At 54.1% G+C, this 24,980-nt stretch carries 25 protein-coding genes; 12 read left to right on the top strand and 13 right to left on the bottom strand.

Annotated elements, in window-relative coordinates; genetic code table 11:
* Nucleotides 1–108: 108 nt before the first annotated feature.
* The 4 genes from ACL2XJ_RS23140 to manX all read right to left on the bottom strand — a co-directional run bounded on the left by ACL2XJ_RS23140 (nucleotide 109) and on the right by manX (nucleotide 3,349).
* Complete coding sequence (locus ACL2XJ_RS23140; protein WP_413724606.1) at nucleotides 109–570, bottom strand: DUF986 family protein; 462 nt, start codon at nucleotides 568–570, stop codon at nucleotides 109–111.
* 61 nt (nucleotides 571–631) lie between these two features.
* The gene (locus ACL2XJ_RS23135; protein ID WP_132921329.1) at nucleotides 632–1,474 is read right to left on the bottom strand and encodes a PTS mannose transporter subunit IID; all 843 of its coding nucleotides are present in this window, start codon (nucleotides 1,472–1,474) and stop codon (nucleotides 632–634) included.
* 12 nt (nucleotides 1,475–1,486) lie between these two features.
* Nucleotides 1,487–2,290 (bottom strand): PTS mannose/fructose/sorbose transporter subunit IIC, encoded by an 804-nt coding sequence (locus ACL2XJ_RS23130; protein ID WP_413724605.1) that lies wholly within the window; start codon nucleotides 2,288–2,290, stop codon nucleotides 1,487–1,489.
* Between the two features lie 90 nt (nucleotides 2,291–2,380).
* Nucleotides 2,381–3,349, bottom strand: coding sequence for a PTS mannose transporter subunit IIAB (gene manX, locus ACL2XJ_RS23125; protein WP_413724604.1), 969 nt, complete (start codon nucleotides 3,347–3,349; stop codon nucleotides 2,381–2,383).
* Between the two features lie 560 nt (nucleotides 3,350–3,909).
* Here manX and ACL2XJ_RS23120 point away from each other — a divergent pair.
* Nucleotides 3,910–5,448 (top strand): TerC family protein, encoded by a 1,539-nt coding sequence (locus ACL2XJ_RS23120; RefSeq protein WP_413726950.1) that lies wholly within the window; start codon nucleotides 3,910–3,912, stop codon nucleotides 5,446–5,448.
* A 33-nt stretch (nucleotides 5,449–5,481) separates the two neighbouring features.
* Here ACL2XJ_RS23120 and ACL2XJ_RS23115 read toward each other — a convergent pair whose 3' ends face one another.
* The 3 genes from ACL2XJ_RS23115 to pabB form a co-directional block, all read right to left on the bottom strand.
* A complete protein-coding gene (locus ACL2XJ_RS23115) occupies nucleotides 5,482–6,843 on the bottom strand; it encodes an L-serine ammonia-lyase (RefSeq protein ID WP_413724603.1) in 1,362 nt (453 codons plus the stop codon).
* A gap of 508 nt (nucleotides 6,844–7,351) precedes the next feature.
* Nucleotides 7,352–7,936: a CoA pyrophosphatase gene (locus tag ACL2XJ_RS23110; RefSeq protein ID WP_132921333.1), complete on the bottom strand. Its 585-nt coding sequence runs from the start codon at nucleotides 7,934–7,936 to the stop codon at nucleotides 7,352–7,354.
* Nucleotides 7,923–9,293, bottom strand: a complete 1,371-nt coding sequence (pabB, locus tag ACL2XJ_RS23105; RefSeq protein WP_132921334.1) for an aminodeoxychorismate synthase component 1 — start codon at nucleotides 9,291–9,293, stop codon at nucleotides 7,923–7,925. The genes ACL2XJ_RS23110 and pabB overlap by 14 nt, the downstream gene beginning before the upstream one ends.
* 164 nt (nucleotides 9,294–9,457) lie before the next feature.
* Between pabB and ACL2XJ_RS23100 the strand changes: the two genes are divergently transcribed.
* Complete coding sequence (locus tag ACL2XJ_RS23100; protein WP_132921335.1) at nucleotides 9,458–9,715, top strand: YoaH family protein; 258 nt, start codon at nucleotides 9,458–9,460, stop codon at nucleotides 9,713–9,715.
* A gap of 69 nt (nucleotides 9,716–9,784) precedes the next feature.
* On the opposite strand, the gene ACL2XJ_RS23095 is transcribed toward ACL2XJ_RS23100, so the two are convergent.
* The gene (locus ACL2XJ_RS23095) at nucleotides 9,785–10,129 is read right to left on the bottom strand and encodes a RidA family protein (protein WP_132921336.1); all 345 of its coding nucleotides are present in this window, start codon (nucleotides 10,127–10,129) and stop codon (nucleotides 9,785–9,787) included.
* 530 nt (nucleotides 10,130–10,659) lie between these two features.
* On the opposite strand from ACL2XJ_RS23095, the gene ACL2XJ_RS23090 reads away from it, so the two are divergent.
* The 5 genes from ACL2XJ_RS23090 (at nucleotide 10,660) to rnd (ending at nucleotide 17,137) form a co-directional block, all read left to right on the top strand.
* Entirely contained in the window at nucleotides 10,660–12,561 is a 1,902-nt protein-coding gene (locus ACL2XJ_RS23090; protein WP_413724602.1) for an ATP-dependent DNA helicase, read from the top strand.
* A 118-nt stretch (nucleotides 12,562–12,679) separates the two neighbouring features.
* Nucleotides 12,680–13,381: a tRNA (adenosine(37)-N6)-threonylcarbamoyltransferase complex dimerization subunit type 1 TsaB gene (gene tsaB / locus ACL2XJ_RS23085; RefSeq protein ID WP_413724601.1), complete on the top strand. Its 702-nt coding sequence runs from the start codon at nucleotides 12,680–12,682 to the stop codon at nucleotides 13,379–13,381.
* Nucleotides 13,382–13,441: 60 nt separating this feature from the next.
* A complete protein-coding gene (locus ACL2XJ_RS23080; protein ID WP_413724600.1) occupies nucleotides 13,442–14,050 on the top strand; it encodes a Slp family lipoprotein in 609 nt (202 codons plus the stop codon).
* Between the two features lie 149 nt (nucleotides 14,051–14,199).
* The gene (gene fadD / locus ACL2XJ_RS23075) at nucleotides 14,200–15,867 is read left to right on the top strand and encodes a long-chain-fatty-acid--CoA ligase FadD (RefSeq protein WP_413726949.1); all 1,668 of its coding nucleotides are present in this window, start codon (nucleotides 14,200–14,202) and stop codon (nucleotides 15,865–15,867) included.
* Nucleotides 15,868–15,982: 115 nt separating this feature from the next.
* Nucleotides 15,983–17,137, top strand: a complete 1,155-nt coding sequence (gene rnd / locus ACL2XJ_RS23070; protein WP_413724599.1) for a ribonuclease D — start codon at nucleotides 15,983–15,985, stop codon at nucleotides 17,135–17,137.
* Between the two features lie 123 nt (nucleotides 17,138–17,260).
* On the opposite strand, the gene minE is transcribed toward rnd, so the two are convergent.
* Genes minE through minC form a run of 3 tightly spaced genes read right to left on the bottom strand, consistent with a single transcriptional unit; the run spans nucleotide 17,261 to nucleotide 19,049 of the window.
* Nucleotides 17,261–17,530 carry a cell division topological specificity factor MinE gene (minE, locus tag ACL2XJ_RS23065; protein WP_132921341.1) on the bottom strand — a complete coding sequence of 90 codons (270 nt, stop codon included), beginning with the start codon at nucleotides 17,528–17,530 and terminating at the stop codon, nucleotides 17,261–17,263.
* A 3-nt stretch (nucleotides 17,531–17,533) separates the two neighbouring features.
* Nucleotides 17,534–18,346 carry a septum site-determining protein MinD gene (gene minD / locus ACL2XJ_RS23060; RefSeq protein ID WP_132921342.1) on the bottom strand — a complete coding sequence of 271 codons (813 nt, stop codon included), beginning with the start codon at nucleotides 18,344–18,346 and terminating at the stop codon, nucleotides 17,534–17,536.
* A 22-nt stretch (nucleotides 18,347–18,368) separates the two neighbouring features.
* Nucleotides 18,369–19,049, bottom strand: a complete 681-nt coding sequence (gene minC / locus ACL2XJ_RS23055) for a septum site-determining protein MinC (protein WP_132921343.1) — start codon at nucleotides 19,047–19,049, stop codon at nucleotides 18,369–18,371.
* Between the two features lie 134 nt (nucleotides 19,050–19,183).
* Here minC and ACL2XJ_RS23050 point away from each other — a divergent pair, with 134 nt between their 5' ends.
* The 5 genes from ACL2XJ_RS23050 (at nucleotide 19,184) to ACL2XJ_RS23030 (ending at nucleotide 22,489) form a co-directional block, all read left to right on the top strand.
* Complete coding sequence (locus ACL2XJ_RS23050) at nucleotides 19,184–19,456, top strand: YcgL domain-containing protein (RefSeq protein ID WP_132927726.1); 273 nt, start codon at nucleotides 19,184–19,186, stop codon at nucleotides 19,454–19,456.
* Nucleotides 19,457–19,575: 119 nt separating this feature from the next.
* Complete coding sequence (locus ACL2XJ_RS23045) at nucleotides 19,576–20,646, top strand: lytic transglycosylase domain-containing protein (RefSeq protein ID WP_413724598.1); 1,071 nt, start codon at nucleotides 19,576–19,578, stop codon at nucleotides 20,644–20,646.
* Nucleotides 20,647–20,739: 93 nt separating this feature from the next.
* Nucleotides 20,740–21,396, top strand: coding sequence for a fumarylacetoacetate hydrolase family protein (locus tag ACL2XJ_RS23040; protein ID WP_413724597.1), 657 nt, complete (start codon nucleotides 20,740–20,742; stop codon nucleotides 21,394–21,396).
* Between the two features lie 88 nt (nucleotides 21,397–21,484).
* Nucleotides 21,485–21,934, top strand: coding sequence for a YcgN family cysteine cluster protein (locus ACL2XJ_RS23035; RefSeq protein WP_413724596.1), 450 nt, complete (start codon nucleotides 21,485–21,487; stop codon nucleotides 21,932–21,934).
* A 108-nt stretch (nucleotides 21,935–22,042) separates the two neighbouring features.
* A complete protein-coding gene (locus tag ACL2XJ_RS23030) occupies nucleotides 22,043–22,489 on the top strand; it encodes a YcgN family cysteine cluster protein (protein ID WP_413726948.1) in 447 nt (148 codons plus the stop codon).
* A 71-nt stretch (nucleotides 22,490–22,560) separates the two neighbouring features.
* Here the strand turns inward: ACL2XJ_RS23030 and ACL2XJ_RS23025 are convergent, their stop codons facing one another.
* Together ACL2XJ_RS23025 and ACL2XJ_RS23020 are read right to left on the bottom strand one after the other, a co-directional pair.
* Nucleotides 22,561–22,920, bottom strand: a complete 360-nt coding sequence (locus ACL2XJ_RS23025) for a hypothetical protein (RefSeq protein ID WP_413724595.1) — start codon at nucleotides 22,918–22,920, stop codon at nucleotides 22,561–22,563.
* Complete coding sequence (locus ACL2XJ_RS23020) at nucleotides 22,917–24,869, bottom strand: hypothetical protein (protein ID WP_413724594.1); 1,953 nt, start codon at nucleotides 24,867–24,869, stop codon at nucleotides 22,917–22,919. Before ACL2XJ_RS23020 ends, ACL2XJ_RS23025 begins: the two co-directional genes overlap by 4 nt.
* Nucleotides 24,870–24,980: the final 111 nt, after the last annotated feature.

The raw sequence follows: 24,980 nt of genomic DNA, 5'->3' as shown, positions 1-24,980 counted from the left end.
ATATTCACTAAGTCAGTATACCTAAGGATCTTTTATAGTCAAAATACAAAATTACTATGATTTATTTATTAGAAATAATTTTTCCGCATGTTTTATGTTAATTTTTTGTTAATTGTTCGTCATAAAGAAATTGTATATGGTTTCCAGGTCATCCAACTGTTTTACCTTTATCAGCAGACGGCGTTTTTCCAGGCCGATCACCAAAAAACCATCTTCCGATAAGTTCATGTTTTTTATACGGTCATATTTAATAAAAAAATTTGCGTAAAAAAAACCGTCCGCCTTGAAAATTATTTTTGGCCGGCGGATATAGGCCAGATAACAGGCCATGAGTACTAGGACTAATAGCAGGGTTGTGGTAAAAACCGTACCGTTCGAGGTGATATTTTGATAGATCAGAATACACACCAGGCCGATAAAAATCAGGGCATCAACGCGGTTCAGACGATGTAAACCGATTTTCAGCCGGGTTTTGCCTTTAAGAAAGTAGTCAACAATAAATTCATCGTAAATAGCAAACAGCAGCGCCAAGGCGATTATTACCATTAAGCCGATATCGGTGACAGACATCTTTCCTCCAAAAATTGCCATAAAAAAACCGGGGTCAAACCCCGGTTTTAGATAATGCGGATTACAGGCCCAACAGGCCAATCCAATAACCGAAGATGCCGATAGCGAAGAAGCCGATGATAATCCACAAGGCATTAACCTTGCGGCGCAACAGCCACATACACCCGAAGGTCAGCAATAGCGGCACCAGACCGGGCATTAACTGATCCAGAATGGTTTGTATTGTGGTAACCGTCGTTTGACCGTTCTGGTTGGTAATACGCGACACGACAAAGGGTATATTGACATGGGTCCATTTATTTACCAAGGCCCCCATGACAAACAGCCCGAGAATGGACGCCCCCTCCGTCAGTTTTTGCAGGAAGCCGCCGCCCATGTCGTTAACGATATCCACGCCTTTACGATAGCCGTAGGCGACACCGTAGTAGCGCACCAGCAGACGGACAAAGTTGAACAGCACAAAGAACAGCAACGGCCCCAACAGGCTGCCGCTCATGGCGATACCCGCGCCCAAGGCCGCGAATACCGGACGGACGGTACCCCAGAAAATCGGGTCGCCCACCCCGGCCAGCGGTCCCATCAGGCCGACTTTCAGGCCGTTGATGGCCGCGTCGTCGATAGGCGCGCCGTTGGCCCGCTGCTCTTCCATCGCCAGGGTAACGCCCAGTACGGGTGCCGCCACATAAGGATGGGTGTTGAAAAATTCCAAATGACGACGGATTGCCTGTTTTCTATCTTCGTTGTTTTCCGGATAAAGACGCCGTATTACCGGAACCATTGCAAAGCAGAAGCCCAGGGCCTGCATACGTTCGAAGTTCCACGATCCCTGGAAAAGGTTCGAGCGGTAAAATACCCCGCGTATATCCCCGGGAGTCAATTTCTTTTGACCAGTTGTATCGACCATTTCTCTCACCTTTTAATCAAGTTCATTATCAAGATCGTTAACGCCCTGTGCCGGCGTACCCTGTCCGCCCTGGGGATGACTGTATTTCGGGCTCAACTGGATATAGAAGATGGCCATAACCACACCGATGACGCCAAGGGCGACCAGGTTGAAGTTGGTAAAGGCCGCGGTAACAAAACCCAGGAAAAAGAAAGGCATCAGGTAGCCGGCACGCATCATATTCACCACCATTGCGTAACCTACTACTACGATCATGCCGCCGGCGATACTCAAACCGTTGGTGACAACCGCCGGGATCGAGCTCAGCATGGCGTGTACTGCATCGGTACCCACGGAAACGGCAACGATAACCGCCGGGATGGCAACGCGCATGGCCTGCAACAGTAGGGCCGTAACGTGCAGCCAGCTCAGCGCGGTGAGATTGCCGCGTTCGGCAGCGCTGTCGGATGCATGCTGGAATGCCACGGTCAAGGTACGAACGATAATGGTCAGTACCTGCCCGGCAGCGGCCAGCGGTATCGCCAGGGCAATACCCGCGCCGACGCTTTGGTTACCGGCCACCACCAGAATGGTGGAGATGATGGACGCCAAGGCGGCGTCCGGCGCCAGGGCGGCCCCGATATTCATCCAGCCCAGCGCAATCATTTCCAACGTACCGCCGATGATGATACCGGTTTTCATATCTCCCAGTACCAGACCGATTAAGGTACAGGCCACCAATGGCCGGTGAAACTGAAACTCATCCAGCACCGACTCCATACCAGCTATACAAGCTATGATAAAAATCAGCACAATTTGAAGCGTGGTGATCTCCATTGTACTTCTCCTCAGACAAACGTAAGAGAGCGGTAAATTATTTCTTTGAAATACATACGCTCTTGATTGTTAGTTTTTCACGGCGAAAATTTATTTACCGAGTTTGGTGATTAAATCCATAACTTTTAATGGGTTATCTGATGAAACCTTACGGGCTTCCAGTTCGATCCCTAAATCATTCAGCTTGTGGAATGCGGCAATATCTTCATCGCTCACGGAAATCGCGCCGTTGACCTGGGTTTTGCCTTGACGGAAGGCCATACCGCCGATATTGACCGACGTGATTTTTACTCCGCCTTCAACCACACGCAGCACATCGGTGGGATTGGTGAACAAGAGCATCACGCGGTCTTTTGCATAGTTCGGGTTTTCATAAACACGAATAGCCTTTGCCACATCAACCACATGGGCGGTTACCCCTGGAGGCGCCACCTGGGTTAACAAGGTCCTGCGCACGGTATCGGCGGCAACCTCGTCGCTGATAACGATGATACGTTTGACATTGGTCTCCTTCGTCCAGCGAGTGGCGACTTGACCGTGAATCAGCCGATCGTCGATACGCGCCAGGGCGATGGTCATATGTCCGCCGGCGGACGGATGGACCGGCGCCGCTGCGGCCTGTCTCGGGGCAGGGGATGCCACCGGTGTTTCTACGTTCAGTTCCGGCGCTTTCAAAGCCTTCACGCCGGCACGTCCGGTTTCCAATGCAATCTTTACCAACTCCCCAAAGGCAGGGTTATCATCACGCGCCATAAAGGTTTCGGCGAGCATGGGGATATTGACGCCGGTAATAACTTCGTAGTTTTCTTTATCTACGACGATACGGCTGGCGGCATTGAACGGACTGCCTCCCCAGGTATCCACCAGAAACAGGACTCCTTCCTTGGTATCTAGATGTGCTAACTTTGCCGTATATTTTTCAATCAATGTCTCAGCGTTTTCCCCGGGAACAAAATCAATCCAGGCGACGTTGCTCTGTGCGCCCAATATCATTTCAGCCGTTTTAAGTAGTTGTTCGGCCGCTGACCCGTGAGTGCCAATTACGATAGCAATACTCACTGGATACCTCCTCTGTTAACAAATTGGGTTAAGCAGTAAAGCCACCCGCTGTGATGAAAAGCAAATTTGTCGGTGGTTATACTTCTTAGCCAGGGTACCAAGCCACCCTGTTTGATGTCCGCCATTTAGAATGAATTGATTCAGGTAGATAACCGATTCAATAGCGGTTAAACGCGATTTATTTTAGTGTGTAAAAAAATAAAAATTGTGACGGCGCTCAGTTATTTGTGCATGAGAAAACGAATCATCGCACAAAGCAGTGTAGACGAGGGTGATGACATCTTTTAGACAAAAAGTTTTATGCCTTTTCCAACATCCCTGTTAAAGTAAAATTTACATATTTGTTAGGAGCGAAGGGCCGCAGCCCCCCCTATGGACTGTCACCGAAAAACGTTTAACGTTGATGTTGATTTATCGGCCTTGCCGAATCGTGCCACCACCCCGTTTCTCTCTATTTCCCCGGCATCGGGCGAATGCGTGTTGTTCCTCTCCCGGCGCGCCGGTTTGCCGTTTCTGCTCCCGGCGCTTCCCGTAACCCGGCTATCGTTGCGGAGTTCACCATGGACTTGCTGATGGATCCCACTCTCTGGGTCGGTTTGCTGACCCTTATTCTGCTGGAAATCGTGCTCGGCATCGATAATCTGGTGTTCATCGCCATATTGGCTGAAAAATTGCCGCCGAAAAGGCGTGACAAAGCGCGGTTGATTGGCCTAGGACTGGCGCTGCTGATGCGTTTGGCATTGCTGTCGCTTATCTCGTGGATGGTAACCTTGACCCGTCCGTTGATTTCGGTGGCAATGTTTGAATTTTCCGGCCGGGATCTGATTTTGTTGACAGGCGGCCTTTTTTTGCTGTTCAAGGCCACGGTGGAACTGCACGAGCGGCTGGAAAATCAGGAACACGGCGGCGCCAATCGGAATTATGCCGGGTTTTGGTCGGTAGTGGCGCAGATTGTGATTCTGGACGCGGTATTCTCCCTGGATGCGGTTATTACCGCGGTGGGGATGGTCAACAACCTGCCGGTAATGATGACCGCCGTGGTTGTTGCCATGGGCATTATGCTGCTGGCTTCCAAAGCCCTGACCCGGTTTGTGAACGCCCATCCCACTGTCGTGGTGCTGTGCTTAAGTTTTCTGCTGATGATAGGGTTAAGCCTGATTGCGGAAGGGTTCGGCTTTCATATTCCGAAAGGATATCTGTATGCCGCCATTGGTTTCTCGGTGCTTATCGAGATGTTCAATCAGATTGCCCGGCATAATTTTATGAAAAATCAGTCTCGGTTGCCGATACGGGAACGTACCGCCGAGGCGATTTTCAGACTGATGGGTGGGGACCGGACCCGGCGCGAGAACTCAGAGGAAACGGCAGATAGTCCTAAACCCTTTGTGGACGAGGAGCGCTATATGATAACCGGCGTTCTGTCGCTCTCTTCCCGCTCCTTGCGCAGCGTGATGACGCCCCGTAATGAAATATCCTGGGTGGATTGCCGGCGCTCGGTGGAGGAATTACGGGCCACATTGCTGTCCACCCCCCATAGCATGTTCCCGGTATGCGACGGGGAACTTAACCAGCTTCTGGGAGTAGTCCGCGCCAAGGATCTGTTGGTGGCGCTGGATAACGGCGAGGATATCAGCGCCTACGCCGCGCAAAACCCGGCTATCGTGGTGCCGGAAACCCTGGATGTGCTCAATCTGCTGGGGGTGCTCCGCCGGGCTAAAGGCAGCCTGGTGGTGGTGACCAATGAGTTCGGCGTGATTCAGGGGCTGGTGACGCCGCTGGATGTGCTGGAAGCCATTGCCGGCGAGTTTCCCGACGAAGATGAAACGCCGGATATCGTGGCGCAGGAAGATGGCTGGCTGGTAAAAGGCGGCACCGATTTGCATGCCCTGCAGCAGGCTCTCGGCGATGACTTGGTTACGCATCATAATATGGCGTCACTGGCGGGCATGCTGCTGCACGAGCGGGATCAGATGCCCACCGTTGGGGAAGTAATCATTATAGGACCATGGCGCTTTACCATCATGCAGATGCTGGAATACCGCATTGAACTGGTGAAGATTGAACGTATCGCGCCATTGCCCGGTTCGGAGGAAGAATAGACCCAGACCCATTGGGTCTTCTTCTCGACGCAATCAGTCGCACTGGACCTTGATTGCCAAACCGCCGCGGGAGGTTTCCCGGTATTTGGCGTTCATATCCTTGCCGGTTTCATACATGGTTTCAATGACTTTATCCAGCGATACACGGGGAGCGCTGGTACGCCGCAAGGCCATGCGCGACGCATTGATGGCCTTCACCGAGGCGATGGCGTTGCGTTCGATGCATGGCACCTGAACCTGCCCGGCCACGGGATCGCAGGTCAACCCCAGGTTATGCTCCATGCCGATTTCCGCCGCCACGCATACCTGCTCCGGGCTGCCGCCCATCAATTCGGTCAGGCCGGCCGCCGCCATGGAGCAGGCCACGCCCACTTCTCCCTGGCAGCCGACTTCGGCGCCGGAAATCGAGGCGTTCAGCTTATAGAGAATACCGATCGCGCCGCAGGCCATAAAATAGCGCTGGTGTATTTCCGGCGTCACCGGCTCGATAAAATGATCGTAATAGGCCAGAACCGCCGGCACAATGCCGCAGGCACCGTTGGTGGGGGCGGTAACGACCCGGCCGCCGGCGGCATTCTCTTCGTTCACCGCCAGGGCGAACATATTCACCCAGTCAATTACCACCATGGGGTCGTTGGAATGTTTATCCGACGACACCAGCATGCGTCGTAAGGCCGCGGCCCGGCGCGGTACCCGCAGCGGACCGGGCAACACCCCTTCGGTATTCAGTCCGCGGTCGATACAGGCGCGCATGGTTTGCCAGACAGCGGCAAAATAATCACCGATTTCCTCGCGGCTGTGCAGCGCCAACTCGTTTTGCATGACCAGACCGGATAAAGAGAGGCCGGTGCTTTTGCACTGTTCCAGCAGCAGTTGGGCGCTATCGAACGGGTGGGGCACGCTGATGATATCAAGCACCGGCTGGCCGAAGTGGGCCTCGTCAACGATAAATCCCCCGCCAACCGAGTAGTAGGTCTGGCTGTAAATACATTCCTCGCCGGCATAAGCGAGAATCCGCAGGGCGTTTTCATGGAGCGGCATACAGTCGTTGTGAAAAATCATGCCGCCCCGGCGCGGGAAATCCACTTCATGAGTGCCGCCCAACAGCAAGCGCTGACGCTGCTCAACATCGCGAATGAACGCCGGCGCCGCGTCGATATCCACCGTATCCGGCCGGTTGCCCGCCAGGCCGAGAATGATGGCGCTGTCCGTATGGTGGCCTTTACCCGTCAGCGAAAGCGAGCCATAGACCTCAACAGCCACCCGGGTGACACTTCCCAGAAGCTGTTTGGCAGCCAGATCGTCAGCGAATTGTTTACCGGCCTTCATTGGCCCCACAGTATGGGAACTGGACGGCCCGATGCCGATTTTGAACATGTCGAAAACGCTTATCATGCTGCTCTCCTCACAACGCCTGCCTTCACAGCGTCGCTCTTCACGGCCTCCGCCATCGCTATGTCCGCGAACCCATGACCTGCGATATACACGTCTGGCGGCAATGCCTTAATTGTAATGACTCAAGCCGAAACAGGCTCGTACTTTCACATGATAAAATCTAATGGACTAGATATCATTTATCTCGGTCTACCAGCGCTGAAGCTGCGTTTCCAGCCACTCCTTTAGGGAATTGAGACCGAACGTGGCTAATGTGAACGCGCCCTAATGTCAGCGTCTTTCTTACAATGTTCACATTCATCCGTTTGACTTTCCTGGATTTGGTCCCGGCATCTTAGCGACAACTCCAAGAGAAAAAAAACATGAACAAGTAATATAAATAACCAAATAATAAAATAGAAATGGGTTTATATTCTGTATTAAATGGATTTCGCAGAGGATTTTAACGTGAAAAAAAAATTTGGGAAGCGGTTTTTCAGTGGGGCGTGACGGGGATCGCGGCGCCGTTTCAGGGCTGTATATGCTGCCCCAGGCGGTAAAGGATTTGTGCGGTCATTCCCCACACCATATGGCTGCGGTACCAGGAAAAATAGACCTGTAACTGCCGGGTGCGCCGCAAAATCTGCAGCGGAGTATAGCTGGCCAGCGATAACGCCTGGTTCAACGGCATTTCAAACATCTCTTCTACTTCGTCCAGGCTGGCGTTAAAGCAGGTATCCGCGGGGAGCAACCCCACTACCGGCGTGACCTGGAAACCGCTGCTGCTGTCCACCGGCGGCAGTTGCCCCAATATATGCACCGACCGGGGGGGAATGGAAACTTCTTCCCAGGCTTCCCGCAGTGCGGTGGCAATCAGGTTTTCATCCTCCCGGTCAGCGGAACCCCCCGGGAAAGCCACCTGGCCGGCATGTTTACGCAGCGCCGCCGACCGCCGCGTCAGCAGCATGGTGGGGGTCGGCCGGCAGATAATCGGCACCAGCACCGCCGCCTGGCGGACATTGCGCGCAGGTTCGCTGTAGCGGGGCAACTGCAGTTGAAAACGGGTAATGAAATCGGCCAATGTCAAAACCTGTCCAGTGTCATTCAACGGCATTCAACGTCTCCAGTCGCGGTAAGATAGTGGCCAATTTCGATAATGTTTCCTGATATTCCGCCTCTTCGTCGCTGTCGGCCACAATGCCGCCGCCGGCCCAGCAAAAAATGTGTTGCTCCTCGGTGAGCAGCGTGCGAATGGCGATATTGCTGTCAAGGGAACCGCAAAAGCTCACGTAACCGATGCTGCCGCACCATGCGTTGCGCCGTTGCGGCTCCAGAGCGTCGATGATATTCATTGCGCTCACCTTGGGCGCGCCGGTAATGGATCCGCCGGGGAAACAGGCGCGCAGCAGGGAACAGGGATGGCAACCGGCGGGCAGTTCGGCGGTGATGGTGCTGACCATATGGTGTACCGCCGGGAAAGCTTCAATCTTAAACAGTTCCGGCACCCGTACGCTACCAGGTACCGCAATGCGGCCGATATCGTTGCGCAGTAAATCCACAATCATCAAATTTTCCGCCCGGTCTTTCGGCGATGCCGCCAGGATTTCACCCTGAAGACGATCCGACTCCGGGTCCGCCAGACGGGGCAGGGTGCCTTTTATAGGCCGGGTCTGGATCTTCCGGTGGCGCAGCTGCAAAAAGCGTTCCGGCGACAGGCTGAGCACCCCATGGCCGGACAGGCGCATAAATGCGGAGAACGGCGCGCGGTTGAATGACAGCAAATGGCAAAACGCCTGCCATTCGTCCCCGCTGTAAGCGGCGCTAAAACGTTGCGCCAGGCATACCTGGTAACAATCGCCGGCAAGCAAATGCTGCTGAACCCGGCGGAATTTTTCGCCATACTGTTCACGGGTCATATTGGCCCGCCAGGCCGTCGTCAGCCTGAACGGTGCCGCTGGTCCGCTCACGGAGGACATAAGCTCAGCCAGCCGCCGGGGGGCATCGCTGTAGCAAACCAACGTCAGGCGGCGAAGATGATGATCTGCTATCAACGCCCAGTCATAAATGCCCACCGCCATATCCGGCAGCCGGATATCCTGCTGCGCCCGCTGGGGCAGCGACTCGAGCCTGCGCGCCAGATCATAGCCGAACAGGCCCAGGGCGCCCCCGAGGAACGGCAGATTGTCCAGGGGGGCGGTATGGATACCGGCGGCGTCCAGCTCCTGTCGCACCAAAGCGAAAGGATCGGCGGCGCTGCTGTAGGTCCTCCCGGCGCGGGATATTTCCGTGCTGTCTCCGCGGGTGACCAGAGTGGCGACAGGATCCGCCGACATGATATCGAAACGGCTGTCAGGATGGTCGGCGTGACCGGAATGAAGCAGGGTCGACCACGGCCGTGAGGAGTAAGGGGCGAAAAGCGTCACCAAAGCATCGGGGTGGTAGGGTAAATCAATCAATTGCGGTGTAGTCATAGGCTCCAACCAATTTGCCGGCTGAGCGCGCCGGACGAAGCGAAGGGAATGATAGCGGTTCACGGGCCTAACATAAAGCGCATTGTTCGGCGCAGGCGCATTGATTGGCGCGTCGGTTGCCAACGTGAGACAATAACGTCCAGATCCCTCTCTGGAGAAACACCATGCTCACCGATATGCCCGCGTTAACCCATGAACAGCAGCAGCAGGCGGTTGAACGCATCCAGGAATTAATGGCTGAAGGTATGAGCAGCGGCGAAGCCATCCGGCAGGTGTCCACCGAAATTCGCGCCAATCATACCGGTGAACGGGTATCGATACGCTGGGATGACGACGAAGATGACGAACCGGCCGACGACGAGGCTGGCAACACGGCCCAGCCCGACAACAGCTGGGACGTGGACGAGAAGGAAGAGTTCTGAGTCCGGGTACCGGCGCCATCTGCCCGGCACGGTTTGCTTTAACGCCGATTCTTGCTTGTCAATCGTGGTTCAAATAGCCGCGATGACCTTGATTTCAACCTTATAAAGCGGGTTCATCAGCCTGGCCTCGACGGTACAGCGCACCGGTGCGCAGCCCGGCACGACCCAGGCGTTCCATGCCGCATCCATCGCGGCAAAATCATCGCCATCGGCCAAAAAAATCGTCACGTCCAGCAGGCGGGTCTTATTGGAACCCGCCTGTTTAAGCATTCTGTCGATAACCGCCAGCGCGTCGGCGGTCTGTTCGCCCGCATCGCCGGCCAGATTTTCCGGTACGCAGGTATAATACAGCGTCTGGTTATGGATGACCGCTTCCGACATCCTGGGGCCGGGGTCTATTCGTTGTATATTCACAGCTGCTCGCCTTTTGGCAGTAAAGAGTCGGCAGAGCATAGCATAGTGCTACGCCCTTGGAAGCTGCCTATCAAACGGATGTAATCAGAATATAGGATCTAGGCTTTATCATGAATTAAATATTACCTGTGCTATTTTAATAATTTTTATACATGATCCCTTGTGGAACCGTAATGATAAGAGACTTGCATATTTGAAAATCATGTTTGAAGGATTTAAAATTTTTTGTCCTTTTTGTCTGCGCTATTGAATTTGCATCGATAACTCGTTTGTTAAAGGCGTATTCATCCTTCCAATCATCTGTCGTTTTTCATCAGTGATAAATGCTATGATCGGCTTTACATGGTCCGGCTGGCGATAAGGGATATATGGCGCTGAAACAGCCTGCTTAAATTGTCTCGAGCTCCCGCAAAGGGCGGCGGCTCCCGCCGTAGTGCTTATTTGACCACAGCCATAATTGAATGTAGATAGTGGTTTCCAGCTCCCTTACTTGGCATAATCCGTCAGCAACCGAACCACAGAGAGTCAGTGTGACAGATGATTTTGCGCCGGAAGGCGCGTTGGCCGCGGCCATCACCGGTTTTAAACCCCGCGAGTCGCAGCGCCTGATGGCCGAAGCGATTGAAGAAGCCATTGAAAACCACCAGCCGTTGGTAGTGGAAGCCGGCACCGGCACCGGTAAAACCTACGCTTATCTGGTGCCGGCGCTGCGTGCTAAACGCAAAGTGATTATTTCCACCGGGTCGAAGGCATTGCAGGATCAGCTGTATGCCCGCGATCTGCCGAAGGTCGCCGCGGCGCTGAAATACCTGGGCGTTACCGCTTTGCTGAAAGGGCGGTCTAATTATCTCTGCCTGGAACGGATGGAGCAGCAAACCCTGGCGGGAGGCAACGTGGCGCCGGAGACCCTGGGGGAGCTGGCGGAAGTCCGCGGTTGGGCGTCCCGAACCACCGACGGCGATATCGCTACCTGCAGCGGTATTCCGGAGGACAGTCCGGTGTGGCCTTTGGTCACCAGCACCAATGATAACTGCCTGGGAAGCGACTGCCCGCTCTACAAAGAGTGTTTTGTGGTGAAAGCGCGTCGTAACGCCATGGATGCCGATGTCATCGTGGTGAACCATCATTTGTTCCTGGCGGACATGGTGGTGAAAGAAGGGGGCTTTGGTGAACTGATCCCCCAGGGCGACGTCATGATATTTGATGAAGCGCATCAATTGCCGGATATCGCCAGCCAGTATTTCGGTCAGCAGCTCACCAGCCGGCAACTGACTGATTTGGCGCGGGATATGACCCTGGCCTACCGCACCGACCTGCGGGATATGGCTCAGTTGCAAAAGAGCGCCGATCAATTGACGTTTCGCACCCAGGATTTCCGGCTGGCTTTGGGCGAGCCGGGCTTTCGCGGCAATCTGCGCGATGTGCTGGCGCAACCCTCCCTGCAGCGCGCTCTGCTGCTGCTGGATGATGCCTTGGAATTATGCCACGACGTGGCCAAATTGGCTCTTGGGCGGTCGGCTTTGCTGGATGCCGCTTTCGAACGCGCCGCGCTGTATCGTACCCGTCTCAAGCGCTTGAAAAACATTCAGGAGCCGGGCTTCAGCTATTGGTACGAATGCAACGCCCGGCATTTTATCCTCGCCCTGACGCCGCTGTCGGTCTCAGATCGCTTTCGCGAGGTGATGGGCGAGAAGGCGGGAACCTGGATTTTCACCTCCGCCACCCTATCGGTAAACGACCGATTAGATCACTTTACCCGGCGTATAGGACTGGAAGATGCCAAGACCCTCCTGCTGGCAAGTCCTTTTGACTATGCCTCCCAGTCATTGCTGTGCGTTCCGCGTTTTTTACCCGAACCCAATCAGCGCGGCGCGGCGGTGCAATTGGCGCGCATGCTGATACCGGTTATCGTGGCCAACCGCGGGCGATGTTTTTTCCTCTGTACTTCCCATCAGATGATGCGGGACCTGGCGGCGGAGTTCCGCGCCGCGCTGACGTTGCCGGTGCTGCTGCAGGGCGAAACCGGCAAGCGCCAGCTGTTGGAGCAGTTCGTGACCGCCGGTAACGCCTTGCTGGTGGCCACCAACAGCTTTTGGGAAGGAGTGGACGTGCGCGGAGAGGCGCTATCCTGCGTTATTATCGATAAACTGCCTTTTACCTCCCCCGATGATCCCTTATTGAAGGCCCGGGTGGAGGATTGCCAGCTGCGCGGCGGCGATCCTTTTATCGAGGTGCAGGTGCCGGAAGCGGTGATAGCCCTTAAACAGGGCGTGGGCCGGTTGATTCGTGACAGTGATGACAGGGGGGTGCTGATTATCTGCGATCAGCGCCTGGTGACCCGGCCCTATGGGGAGATCTTTCTTAAAAGTCTGCCGCCGGCCCCCCGTACCCGTTCACTGCAGCGGGCCATCGATTTTCTGCAAAACCGCTAGCGGCCTATGCGTTTTCACGATAGGTCCCGCGGGATTATGCTATTATGCAGACCCGTTTTAGGTCATATACCCGCGAAATATGATGGGTATAACGTTTTTTTCCCGCCTGAGGTTTGGCATGTCTACGCGAATTTTAGCCCTTGATACCGCAACCGAAGCCTGTTCCGCCGCTCTTTGGCTGGACGGCGAAATCACCGCGCGTTTTGAAATTTGTCCACGGGAACATACCCGCCGCATTTTGCCCATGGTGGACAGTTTGCTGGCGGAGGCCGGTATCGCGCTGCCGCAGCTCGACGCGGTGGCATACGGCCGCGGGCCGGGCAGTTTTACCGGCGTGCGGATCGGGATAGGGATCGCCCAGGGTCTGGCGCTGGGGGCCGATTTGCCGATGCTGGGCATCTCTACCCTGGCGGCGCTGGCGCAGGGCGCCTGGCGGCAAACCGGTATCGAAAATGTATTCGCCGCCATTGACGCGCGCATGGGGGAAGTCTACTGGGCGGCGTATCGGCGCGATAGCGACGGCCGCTGGCAGGGCGAAGAAAGCGAGGTCGTGATCAAACCCGAGCGGCTGGCTGTGTCAGTGGCAGGGCTTCGCGGGCTGTGGGCCAGCGCCGGCACCGGTTGGGAAACCTATCCCGCGTTAGTGGAGTCCGCGCAATTGCAAATCCTGAACGGCAATATAAGCTTACCTCATGCCGCCGATATGCTGCCTCTGGCGGCGCAAAGCCTGCGGCACGGCGAGGCGTTGCCGGTTGAACTCACGCAACCCACGTATCTACGTAACGAAGTGGCGTGGAAAAAACTGCCGGGCCGGGATTAGGCGGCAACTTATGTCCCAGCCGCATGTCATAAAGGTTAAGCATTGCAAAAGGGTTGTCGTATGTCTGTTGCACCGGTAGTGAAATATTTGTTGCGCCTGGCGGTATTGTTATCGGCGTCGTCGGTCCTCGTTCTGACGGGCTGTGTGACCGTGCCGGAATCCATCCGGGGCAACTCGGCCAATCCGCAGCAGGATCTGGTGCGGGTCATGAACGCCCCGGCATTGTATGTCGGCCAGGAGTCGCGTTTTGGCGGCAAGGTTGTCAAAGTAGACAACCTGAGCGGACGCACCCGCCTGGAAATCGCCACCGTGCCGCTGGATGACGGCGCACGACCCATGATTCATCAGCCTTCCATCGGCCGCATCGTCGCGTATATTCCGGGCTTTCTCGAACCGACGGATTTCAACCGCCAGTGGGTAACGGTAGTGGGGCCGATTACCGGTACCGAGAAAGGAACCATCGATCAGGCCGCGTATGATTATGTGGTGATACAGGCCGCGGGCTACAAACGCTGGCAGCTGGCGCAGCAGGTCGTTGCGCCCATGGGACCGCCGCTGACGCCCTGGGGCTGGGGCGGTCCATACGATCGCGGCTGGGGCTACGGTGGTATGGGCTGGGGAGGATATTACGGCGGCGATGCCCGGGTCGAAACCATACTCACCGAATAAACCCCTAAGGGCAGGAGGTTGAAAGTGACAGGGCGCTCAATATAGGCATCCCGTTAACATAATTGCTACCGCTGGGTTATCATTAGGATTATGGCATAAAGTACGATGAGCCTGCGATGAACACCACCAGCAATCCCTCCGGGCGAGCCCTGGACCGAGTGTGGCTAACCCGTTATCCGGCGGATGTCCCGGCTGAAATTGATCCGGGATTTTACGAGACGCTGCCGGCGCTTTTTGAGCATTCAGCAGCGCGTTTCGCGCACTTGCCGGCCTATATACACCTTGGCGAGCAGCTGACTTTTTCCGACCTGGAGCGGCAAAGCCGGGCTTTCGCCGCCTATCTGCAGCAGGGATTAGGTTTGCAGCCGGGGGATCGGGTGGCGCTGATGATGCCCAACCTGCTGCAATATCCCATTGCGCTGCTGGGCATACTGCGGGCAGGGATGGTGGCGGTAAACGTTAATCCCCTCTATACCCCGCCAGAGCTGCGCCATCAGTTAACCGACAGCGGCGCCGTCGCCATTGTGATTTTGGCCAATTTTGCCCATACCTTCGAACAGGTGTTGATGGATACGCCGATCAGGCACGTGCTCTTGACCCGGGTCGGCGATTTATTGCCGCCGCTTAAGGGCGCACTGGTAAATATTGCCGTGAAATACTTGAAAGGCGGGGTGCCCGCGTACCGGTTGCCCAATGCCATCCCCCTGCGACGGGCATTGCGCCGTGGAGCGGACATGCCGTTTGTCCCGCCGGCCATTACCGGCGGCGATCTGGCTTTTTTGCAATATACCGGCGGCACCACCGGCCTATCGAAAGGCGCCATGCTCACCCATCGCAATATCCTGGCCAACCTGGCGCAGACCCAGGCGGCCTATGGACCGATATTGCGCGCCGGCAGCGAGCTTATGGTGACCATGCTGCCGCTCTACCATATTTTCGCTCTGATGATCAATTGCCTGCTGTTCATGGCGGTGGGCGGCTGTAATCTCTTGATTACCAATCCCCGGGATTTGCCCGCCGCGATAAAGCAAATGAGGCGCTATCGTTTCACGGCCATCACCGGAGTCAATACCCTGTTTAATGCCCTGCTGCATAATCAGGACTTTCGCCGGCTGGATTTTTCCGCCCTGCACCTATCGGTGGGGGGCGGCATGGCGCTGCAAAAGACGGTGGCCGAGAATTGGCAGGCCCTGACCGGCGACGCCATCATCGAGGGATATGGCCTGACGGAGTGTTCGCCGCTGGTGGCGGGCAACCCCTATGATTTGCGGCAATTTAGCGGCAGCAGCGGCCTGCCGGTGCCGTCCACCGATATTCGTCTGGTGGATGAGGCGGGAAATGATGTTGCGGCCGGGCAATGGGGCGAGTTATTGATCAAGGGACCCCAGGTGATGGCGGGTTACTGGCGCCAGCCGCAGGCCACAGCCGAGGTGCTTAAAGACGGCTGGCTTTCTACCGGGGATATCGTTACAGTGGATGAACAGGGTTTTATCCGTATCGTGGACCGTAAAAAAGACATGATTCTGGTGTCAGGTTTTAATGTTTTTCCCAATGAAATCGAAGACGTGGTGAGCCGCCATCCCAAGGTCAAGGAAGCGGCGGTCATAGGTGTTCCCAACGATGACACGGGCGAGGCGGTAAAACTCTATGTTGTGAAAAAAGATCCTACCCTCACCGGTAAGGATGTTCTGGACCACTGCCGACTGTTCCTCACCGGCTATAAGGTGCCGAAACGGGTGGAATTTCGCACTGAACTACCTAAATCCGCCGTCGGTAAAATACTGCGCAAACAGTTACGCGACGAACAAGACCGATGAGCGGTAACCGTTCTTGGCGGCGGAAGGCCGCCGGGATAAATTCTATTTAACGTGGGCGGTATCGAATGATACCGTCGGCGTTTTTTTGTTATTAGAACTTAAGTAAGAGAGAGCAGTGTTAAATTACCGATTGATCACCACCGATATCGATTTACAGCAAATCTGCGAACTTGCCCGGCGCCACGAGCGGGTTGCGCTCGATACCGAATTTGTCCGTACCCGAACCTACTATCCGCAGTTAGGCTTGATCCAGCTCTACGACGGCCAGAATTTATCCCTTATCGATCCGCTGGCGATAGGACAATGGCAGCCTTTTGTCGATTTACTGGCAGATAGGGAAGTGGTTAAGATTCTTCATGCCTGCAGCGAAGATCTTGAAGTGTTCCTGCATGCGTTTTCCCAATTGCCGACGCCGATGGTGGATACCCAGGTTCTGGCCGCCTTTAACGGCCGGCCTCTTTCCTGTGGTTTCGCCGCCCTGGTGGCGGAGTATCAGCAGGTGGTGCTGGATAAAAGCGAGTCCCGTACCGACTGGCTGGCGCGTCCCCTGAGCGAGAAGCAGTGCGAATATGCCGCCGCGGATGTGTATTGGCTGCTGCCGATGGCCGCGCGTCTGATTGAGGAAACCGCCGAGGCAGGCTGGAGCGAAGCGGCCCGGCATGAGTGCGAAGCCCTATGCCGGCGGCGCCAGGAGATTGTCGATCCCGAACTGGCTTATCGCGATATCGGTAATGCCTGGCAATTACGTACCCGCCAGCTGGCGTGCTTGCAAAAACTGGCCTCCTGGCGCTTGCGCAAGGCGCGCGAGCGGGACATGGCGGTGAATTTTGTGGTGCGGGAAGAAAACCTGTGGCAGGTGGCGCGTTATATGCCGGGTTCCCTGGGTGAACTGGATCAGTTGGGTTTAAGCGGGCCGGAAATCCGTTACCATGGCAAAATGCTGCTGAGCCTGGTGCAGCAAACGGCGGCGCTGCAGGAGGAGCAGTGGCCGGCGCCGCTGGTAAACATTATCGACCAGCCGGGCTATCGAGCCCTGTTCAAGAGGATCAAGGAGTTCATTGTGCAGGTCAGTCAGCAATCGGGGCTCAGCGTGGAATTATTGGCGTCCAGGCGGCAAATCAATCAATTGCTCAGTTGGCATTGGCATCTGATTCCCGATCAAAGATCGCCGGAACTGTTGAGCGGCTGGCGTGAACAGCTCTTTGGCGCTGCGCTGCGGGAACTACTCGCGAGAGACGGTGAAACAGACGCGACAAGCTCTGTACTGTAACGTAGCGTAAGGGTAAGCGACAAGCCGGTGCCGGGAATTCAGGACGGGTGGGAGTACCGCAGGATTCAGCGGTTTCGTGCGGCACGATCCCCTGCCCAATGCAGGGGAATCATTGGCTAAGTATCATTTCGGGCTTTCTTCCGCTTCCGGCAGCGTGACGTTAAGCTCGAGAATGGAAATATCCCCTTCCCGTTGTTCAAGCTGCACCGAGACCATTTCCGGGTCGATTTGCACGTATTTACAAATAACCTCAAGGATATCCCGTTTCAACTGCGGCAGATAATGAGGTTCGCTATCGCCCCGTCTGCGTTCCGCAACGATGATTTGCAGCCGTTCCTTGGCTATATTGGCTGTCGTTTTTTTGCGGGAGAGAAAAAAATCGAGTAATGCCATGGTTTATCCCCCAAACAGGCGTTTTAAGAAACCCTTCTTCTCTTCTTCGATGAAGCGGAAGGGACGTTCTTCTCCTAACAGGCGATCAACCGTGTCTGAATACGCTTTACCCGCATCAGACTCCGCATCGAGGATGACCGGTTCACCCTGATTGGACGCGCGCAGGACCGACTGATCCTCGGGAATCACACCCAGCAGGGGAATTCTGAGAATTTCAATGACGTCTTCCATACTGAGCATATCGCCGCGACTTACGCGCCCCGGGTTATAACGGGTTAGCAGCAAATGTTCTTTTATCGGATCCTGTCCGTTTTCGGCGCGGCGGGATTTAGACGACAATATCCCCAAAATGCGATCCGAGTCACGCACGGAAGAGACTTCCGGATTGGTGGTAATAATAGCCTCATCGGCGAAATAGAGCGCCATCAGCGCGCCGGTTTCGATACCCGCCGGCGAATCGCAGACCACAAAATCAAAATCCATCTCGTTTAGGCCGTTCAGCACCGTTTCCACGCCTTCGCGGGTCAGGGCATCTTTATCCCGCGTCTGCGAGGCCGGCAGGATGTAAAGGTTGTCGGTGCGCTTATCTTTAATCAACGCCTGGTTCAGCGTGGCGTCACCCTGGATGACGTTGACAAAGTCATACACCACCCGGCGCTCGCATCCCATGATAAGGTCAAGGTTGCGCAAGCCGATATCAAAATCGATCACGACGGTTTTTTTGCCTTTCCGGGCCAGGCCGGTAGCAATAGCCGCGCTCGATGTGGTTTTGCCAACGCCCCCTTTACCCGAAGTAACAACTATAATGCGTGCCATAAATGGATTCCTTGTCAAGGGCTTAATTTAAAGGTTGAATGGTAAGCGTATTGTCTTGCAAGCTGAGCCGAGCGGCTTTTCCGGCAAATTCCGCCGGGATTTGATCGCTCAACCAATATTGACCGGCGATGGAAACGAGTTCGGGAGAAAGATGCGTGCAAAATATCTGGCATAACGCATCCCCCGACGCTCCTGCCAATGCTCTGCCTCTCATCATACCGTAAATATGGATATTGCCGTCGGCGATAAGTTCCGCCCCCGCGCTGACGCTGCTGGTGACGATGAGATCGCAGTTGCGCGCATAAATTTGCTGCCCGGAACGCACCGGTACATCGATGCGTTTGGTCTTCTGCGCCACCACCGGGGCGATAGAAGCGGCGGCCGCGCGTTTTTGCGGTTTGCCCTCGTTCAACAGCGGCAAACCGCTGCGTACGATAGCGCGTTTAAGCTGCTCGTCCCGGCACCCGCTGACGCCGACGACATACAGGCCGGTGGCGGAAAATATCCGCCGAAGCTGTGGCCAATTGACGTCATGAGGTAAGGCCGACACATTGACAACCACCGGTGCTTCTTTCAAAAAATCGGGTGCTTGTTCGATTTTCTTTTGCAAAGCCTGACGAATATCCTCAGGTTGGGCGTCATGAACATGAATTACCGATAAGGTAAAGCTACTGCCTTTCAACTCAATGGGTGTCTGTGACATCTATCCTGACTCAGTCTTAACACATGTATTTACCCGGTAAGCTACCGGTAAGCGATATTCCGAAGCACAGCATGCATGTTATAGTTACTACTATATTCAGGCAAGTCACTAAACCAAGTAAACCGAGCGAAAATATGTTTTGTGTGATCTACCGAAGTAGCAAACAAGAACAAACTTACCTTTATGTGGAAAACAGAGATGACTTTTCCAGGGTTCCGCCGGAGTTAATGGCTCGTTTCGGTAAACCGGTGCTTTCAATGCTATTCCCGTTAAATGGTAGCAAAAAACTGGTCGCTGCGGATATCGATAAAGTAAAACAGGATTTGAAAGAACAGGGTTACTATCTGCAATTGCCGCCGCCTATTGAAAATTTAATGGCAATTCACCTGAATTCCGCTAAAAAATAACTGATCATTAATCCACTGTTTTCCGCCAAGGCGTTAAGCCGTGTGAATATTTTTTCTCGAGGGCGCAATGGCGCCCGCAAAATCCACGACGCATGTCCAATTCGGTAAGGAACCGCTACGTGAAATTATCCACCATTGCTATTTTGGCGGCCGTTATATTTCTGACGCGGTGCAGTCGGCATGAAAATAGTGTGCAGCAAGGCGCGGTACCAAGCGCCGCGGCTTCCCTAGCCCCCTCCGCCGCCGGAGGCAGTAAGGCCCCGCTGTCGCAGCAAGGGCGCGATCCGGCCCTGTTCCCGGCCTATCTGGATCAGTTGAAAACCGAGGCCTTGGCCAAGGGCATCGACGCCGGCATCGCTCAGCAGGCATTTGCCCAAGCGCATTTTGTCGACCGGGTGATAAGCGCCGATCGCAACCAACCGGAACAAAAAGTATCGCTGGACGACTATTTGCAGCGGACATTGCCGGCCTGGAAAATTGCCCGCGCGCAGGAGATGTATCGTCTCTATCAGCCTCAGCTCGCCCCCGTCAGCGCCCGTTATGGCGTACCGGCCCGTTATATCGTGGCTCTGTGGGGTATGGAAAGCGGCTTTGGCAAAATTCAAGGACACGAAGATGTGATCTCAGCCTTGTCGACCCTGGCATTTGAAGGGCGACGCGAGGCCTTTTTCAAAAACGAACTGTTCGCGGCGCTGCGCATTCTCGGACAAAATAATATTACCCTTGACCAACTAAAGGGCTCCTGGGCCGGCGCGATGGGACAAAGCCAGTTTATGCCCAGTTCCTATCTGCGTTATGGCGCCGACGGCGATAATGACGGTAAGATTGATATCTGGAATAACGTCGCGGATGTCTTTGCCTCCACCGCCAATTATCTGGCCACTGAAGGCTGGAACGGCGATCAGGGCTGGGGCAGGGCGGTTCGGCTGCCGGCGGGATTTCCCGCCGATAAAGCCGGCCTGAAGGATCCGCAGGGGCAAACGGTAAGCGACTGGAGCCGCCAGGGCATCTCCTTGCCCGATGGCGGCCCGCTACAGGCTTCCCCACAGCGGGCCTGGGTGATTATCCCGGACGATACCCCTAACCGCGGCTATCTCGTTTACGATAATTTCCGTACCCTAATGCGCTGGAACCGTTCCTATTACTTTGCCATCAGCATCGGTACCCTGGCGGATGCGCTGGCGCAGTGACATCCCATTGTTCCTTTTTTGCGGCCGATGTAGGATGATGTTTACTACTCGTTAACAAAAAAAATTTCAGCCGGCAGGCAGGAGCGACACGACATGTATCAACACAGAGATTGGCAAGGGGCGTTATTGGATTTTCCGGTCAGTAAAGTGGTTTGCGTCGGCAGCAATTATTCCGATCATATAAAGGAAATGGGCAGCGCTACGCCCACCGAACCAGTGCTGTTTATCAAACCTGAAACCGCGCTGTGCGATATCCGTCAGCCAATTGCCATCCCCGGCGATCAGGGTGAAGTCCATCACGAAGTGGAGCTTGCCGTCCTTATCGGCATGCCTCTGAAACAGTCCGATGAGGATCATGTTGCGCGGGCCATCGCCGGTTATGGCGTGGCGCTGGATCTGACGCTGCGGGAGCAGCAGGCCAAGTTCAAAAAAGCCGGCCAGCCGTGGGAAAAAGCCAAGGGCTTTGACGGCGCCTGCCCGATATCCGGTTTTATCCCGGTGGCGGAATTCGGTGATGCCCAACAGGCCGATCTGACGCTGAAAGTGAATAATGAAATCCGGCAACAGGGGAATACCCGGGATATGATCACGAAAATCCTGCCGCTGATTGCCTATATGAGCCGCTATTTCACGCTGCGCCCCGGCGATATTATTTTGACCGGCACTCCACAGGGTGTGGCAAAACTATCGCTCGGCGACAGCTTAACGGTCTCAGTCAACGATCATACCCTGACAACCCGCATAATTTAGCATTCCGGTGTATGCCTCTTGTAATACCGGGGCGGCAAAGTATCATCATTATTGATATAAAGTCGTCCTGTTTTTACCGGAGGTAACGATGGCCACCATTCCTTTTTGGCAAGAAAAATCTCTGGATGAAATGACCGACAAGGAATGGGAGTCTTTGTGTGACGGCTGCGGTCGATGCTGTCTGTATAAATACATTGATAGCGAAACCAAAACGCTCCAATCCACTAATGTCGCCTGCAAACTGCTTAATATCAAAACCTGCCAGTGCAGCCATTATGAGAAGCGTTTGGAGCGCATGAAGGGTGGTTGTATTAAGCTGACCAGGGAAAATATCACCACGCTGGATTGGCTGCCGCCCACCTGCGCCTATCGGCTCTTGGCGCAGGGCAAACCCCTGCCGAACTGGCATCCGTTGATTACCGGTTCCAAAGCGGCCATGCACGCTGAGCGCATTTCCGTGCGGCATATTGCGGTACCTGCAAGCTCTTTGAATAAAAAGGTAAAATTTGTTGTGCCTAAGGCGCAGCCGGCAGAATAGCGGGTGCATTAATCTTGGCATCGGCGATCAGCGGATCGGCAAAAAAATTTGCAACCTCTACCAGAAAGCTTTATATAAAGCCACTAGGCTCTCTCACCGGAAGTAATGATGACGACACGCCCCTTTTGGCAGGAAAAAACGCTGGCGGAGATGACCGATCAGGAATGGGAGTCTTTATGCGACGGTTGCGGCCGCTGCTGTCTGCATAAGCTTATTGATGAAGATACCGAAGAGGTGTACTTCACCAATGTCGCCTGCAACCAGCTTAATATCAAAACCTGCCAGTGCCGCCATTATGAGACGCGGTTTGAATATGAACCGGATTGCATCAAGCTGACGCGAGAAAATCTGGTGACCTTTGATTGGTTGCCGCCCACCTGCGCCTATCGATTGCGGGAGGAGGGCAAGCCCCTGCCGCCGTGGCATCCGCTGATTACCGGTTCCAAGGCCGCTATGCACGGCGAGCGTATTTCGGTGCGGTATATCGCGGTGCCGGAAAGGGAGGTGGAGGACTGGGAGGATCATATTTTAAATAAACCGGAATGGGCGAGGTAACCGCCATTATTACTCCGTACCGATACTTATCCGGCAATGTGTAGGTCCCGGCTGAGGCCGGGCGCCTAGGATCATTTATGGGGAAAATGATAATGTTCGGGGATCTTATAATTTTCCGGTATGGCAGGCCATTGCGGTGCCCTGAGCAGTTTAGTCGCATCAGAATCAATGTTCCCAAAAAAACTTGAAAGTCCCATGGCATATGAACTGATATGTAACAGAGCAGCTTGAGTCGCAATCTTATCATCTGCCTCCCTGGCTTTTTTCAAAAGGGAAACAGCATCTCGCAGACAATTAATTTGCTCTTCAAAATCTTGATCAAGGTCAAGTTGAATATCCATGGATACAATCCTATCATTTTTGGCAAAAAAATCTTGCAAAATTTGGATATAAGTATCTTTCAATTCATTCATAAATAGGGATTTATTCATTTCGGTAACGTCCTGCCTTCTTTTTTGGCCCTGTTCCACTTCTCATAATTAACGCTGCCGTCTAAGTTCAAGACGGTGCGAATCTTATTGCCTTCATCGAATACCTCAATATGGTCTTTATGCTTGCCATCCAAATAAAATTGGTCTCCTTTCTTGATGTTTTCATTGATATTCGTTGTGGCCTTATAAACCGTCTGTCCCTGATAGATTTTACCCGTTTTTTGCGAATGCGTCTTGGCGTTTTCCCCAAACCCGTTTTGTTTAAAGAACTCACCCATATTGCCGACCGCGCCTTGATTGGGTTGGTGGGTTTTTTTGTTCTTATCCAACACCCCCAGCGCGGGGGATCCTTTGCCCCCCGCCGGCACGCCATGGCCTAAGCCATCCAGCACTTCCTTGGCGCCCAGCGCCGCTTTCACCGCAGTGGGCATCGCCTGGTAAATGGCGGCGGCGGTGGCTTCATTCTCAGCCGATACGAAGTTATAAAGCTGGGACCGCTCTGCGCTGTTTAAGCTGGATACAAAGGGAAACCGATTGATGGTTTTGGCGATATCATTACCGCCATCCATTTCCGCAAGGGCGCCAATCGTCCAAAACGGTTTTTTGGCGCATTCCTCCGCAATTATCTGTTCACGGTTCTGCTGGCTGCTTGCGGCATATTTTTCGTAAATCCCCTTGGTACCTTCGCCGGTTTTTTTTGCGGCCTCAAGCTCTTTGTGCAGGTCTTCAACCTGTTTCGAGCTGAAAGCGCTATTTTTAATTCCGGGAGTTGTAGCACTGGCTGCCGGTTTGACCGAGGGCTGACCCGCTTTGCCTACGCCATCCTGATCGGCAGGTTGCGCCGTCTGGGATGAAATATCGAGAGCGCTAAATTGCCTGCCGACGGTATCAAAATAGTTATTTTCAACGCTTCTGGTGGCAATCAGGTCTTTGACAATATGCGTCGTTTCTTCAGCTTTTTGGCGAGCCATCTCTTGCTCTTTTGCCCTGGCGTCGTCGGCTTTTGTTTGTGCTGCCAGCTGTTCTTTAAGCCTTGTGGCTTCGGCTAGCCGGCGTTGCGCTTCGGCCGCCTCATTAGCTTTTTGTTGAGCTTCCCGCTGTTCGTGCAATCTGGCCGCTTCCAGCTGCCGTAAATGGGCGGCATGGGCTTCTTGGTCACGGCGAATGTTTTCTCTTATATGAGTAAGGTGATTATCGGCCTGGGATCTATTTTGATGAGCTTCGTGGAGCTGTTGATTACAATGATTTAAATGACCTCTCCGATGGTTGACTTCATCTTGTAATCTATTAATTTCAAGCTGTATGTCAGATAATGCCTTATCGCGCTTAATTTTAAGGAAGTAATCAGGACCGGCGACTGGGCCAAAAAAGCAATTTTGTCTTTCGTATGCAATCTTTTGTTCATAATCATCTCTTGTTTGGTTATATCTGTTCCGCTGATGTTCTAGGCTTTGCTCGCTTTCCCGTAATTGATGCTCGGCATGACTCCTTTCGTGCTCTTTATGTCTGAGATTTTCATTAGCATCACGCACCCCTTTTTCAGCGGCCTCGAGGGGATGTTTCGCCATCCATTCCTCATGCTCTTTTTGGCGGATGGCTTCTTCATGCCGGCGACGCGCCTCTTGCTCCTGCCGAATTCGCGCTTCTTCGTCATGCCTGCGCTGTGCTTCTTCGGCTTCATGCCTGCGGCGCGCCTCTTCCGCCTCGGCCCTTTCCCTCGCCTCCCGCCGCCTTTGCTGCATCTCATAGCGGTTTGTGCCTCTGGCGCCGCTCCTGTGTCTGCCGGTATAAGCAGTGTTATGGCCGCCTTGGAAATTGTGCGAAATGGAGGGTGTAGGGGCCGGGCTACGCTGTTCGCCGGTATAATGCCGGATATCTCCTCTCGGATCATGAGTGGTGGTCCAGCCGTTGCCATGATTTATTGACCCGCCTGTAAAATTATTATTCATAGTCTTTCCTTAGATTAATTAATAAAAATTAAATGGCGTTTGTGTTATTTATTCTTGAGATAATAATTAAGATTAATATCAGGATTATGATCAAAAAAAATAAAATACAAT

Source organism: Sodalis sp. RH16, from assembly GCF_047324245.1.
In the GTDB taxonomy this organism is placed as follows: Bacteria; Pseudomonadota; Gammaproteobacteria; order Enterobacterales; family Enterobacteriaceae; genus Acerihabitans; species Acerihabitans ligni.
Note: the sequence above shows the minus strand (reverse complement) of the source record. Positions and strands in the feature narration are given on the sequence as shown.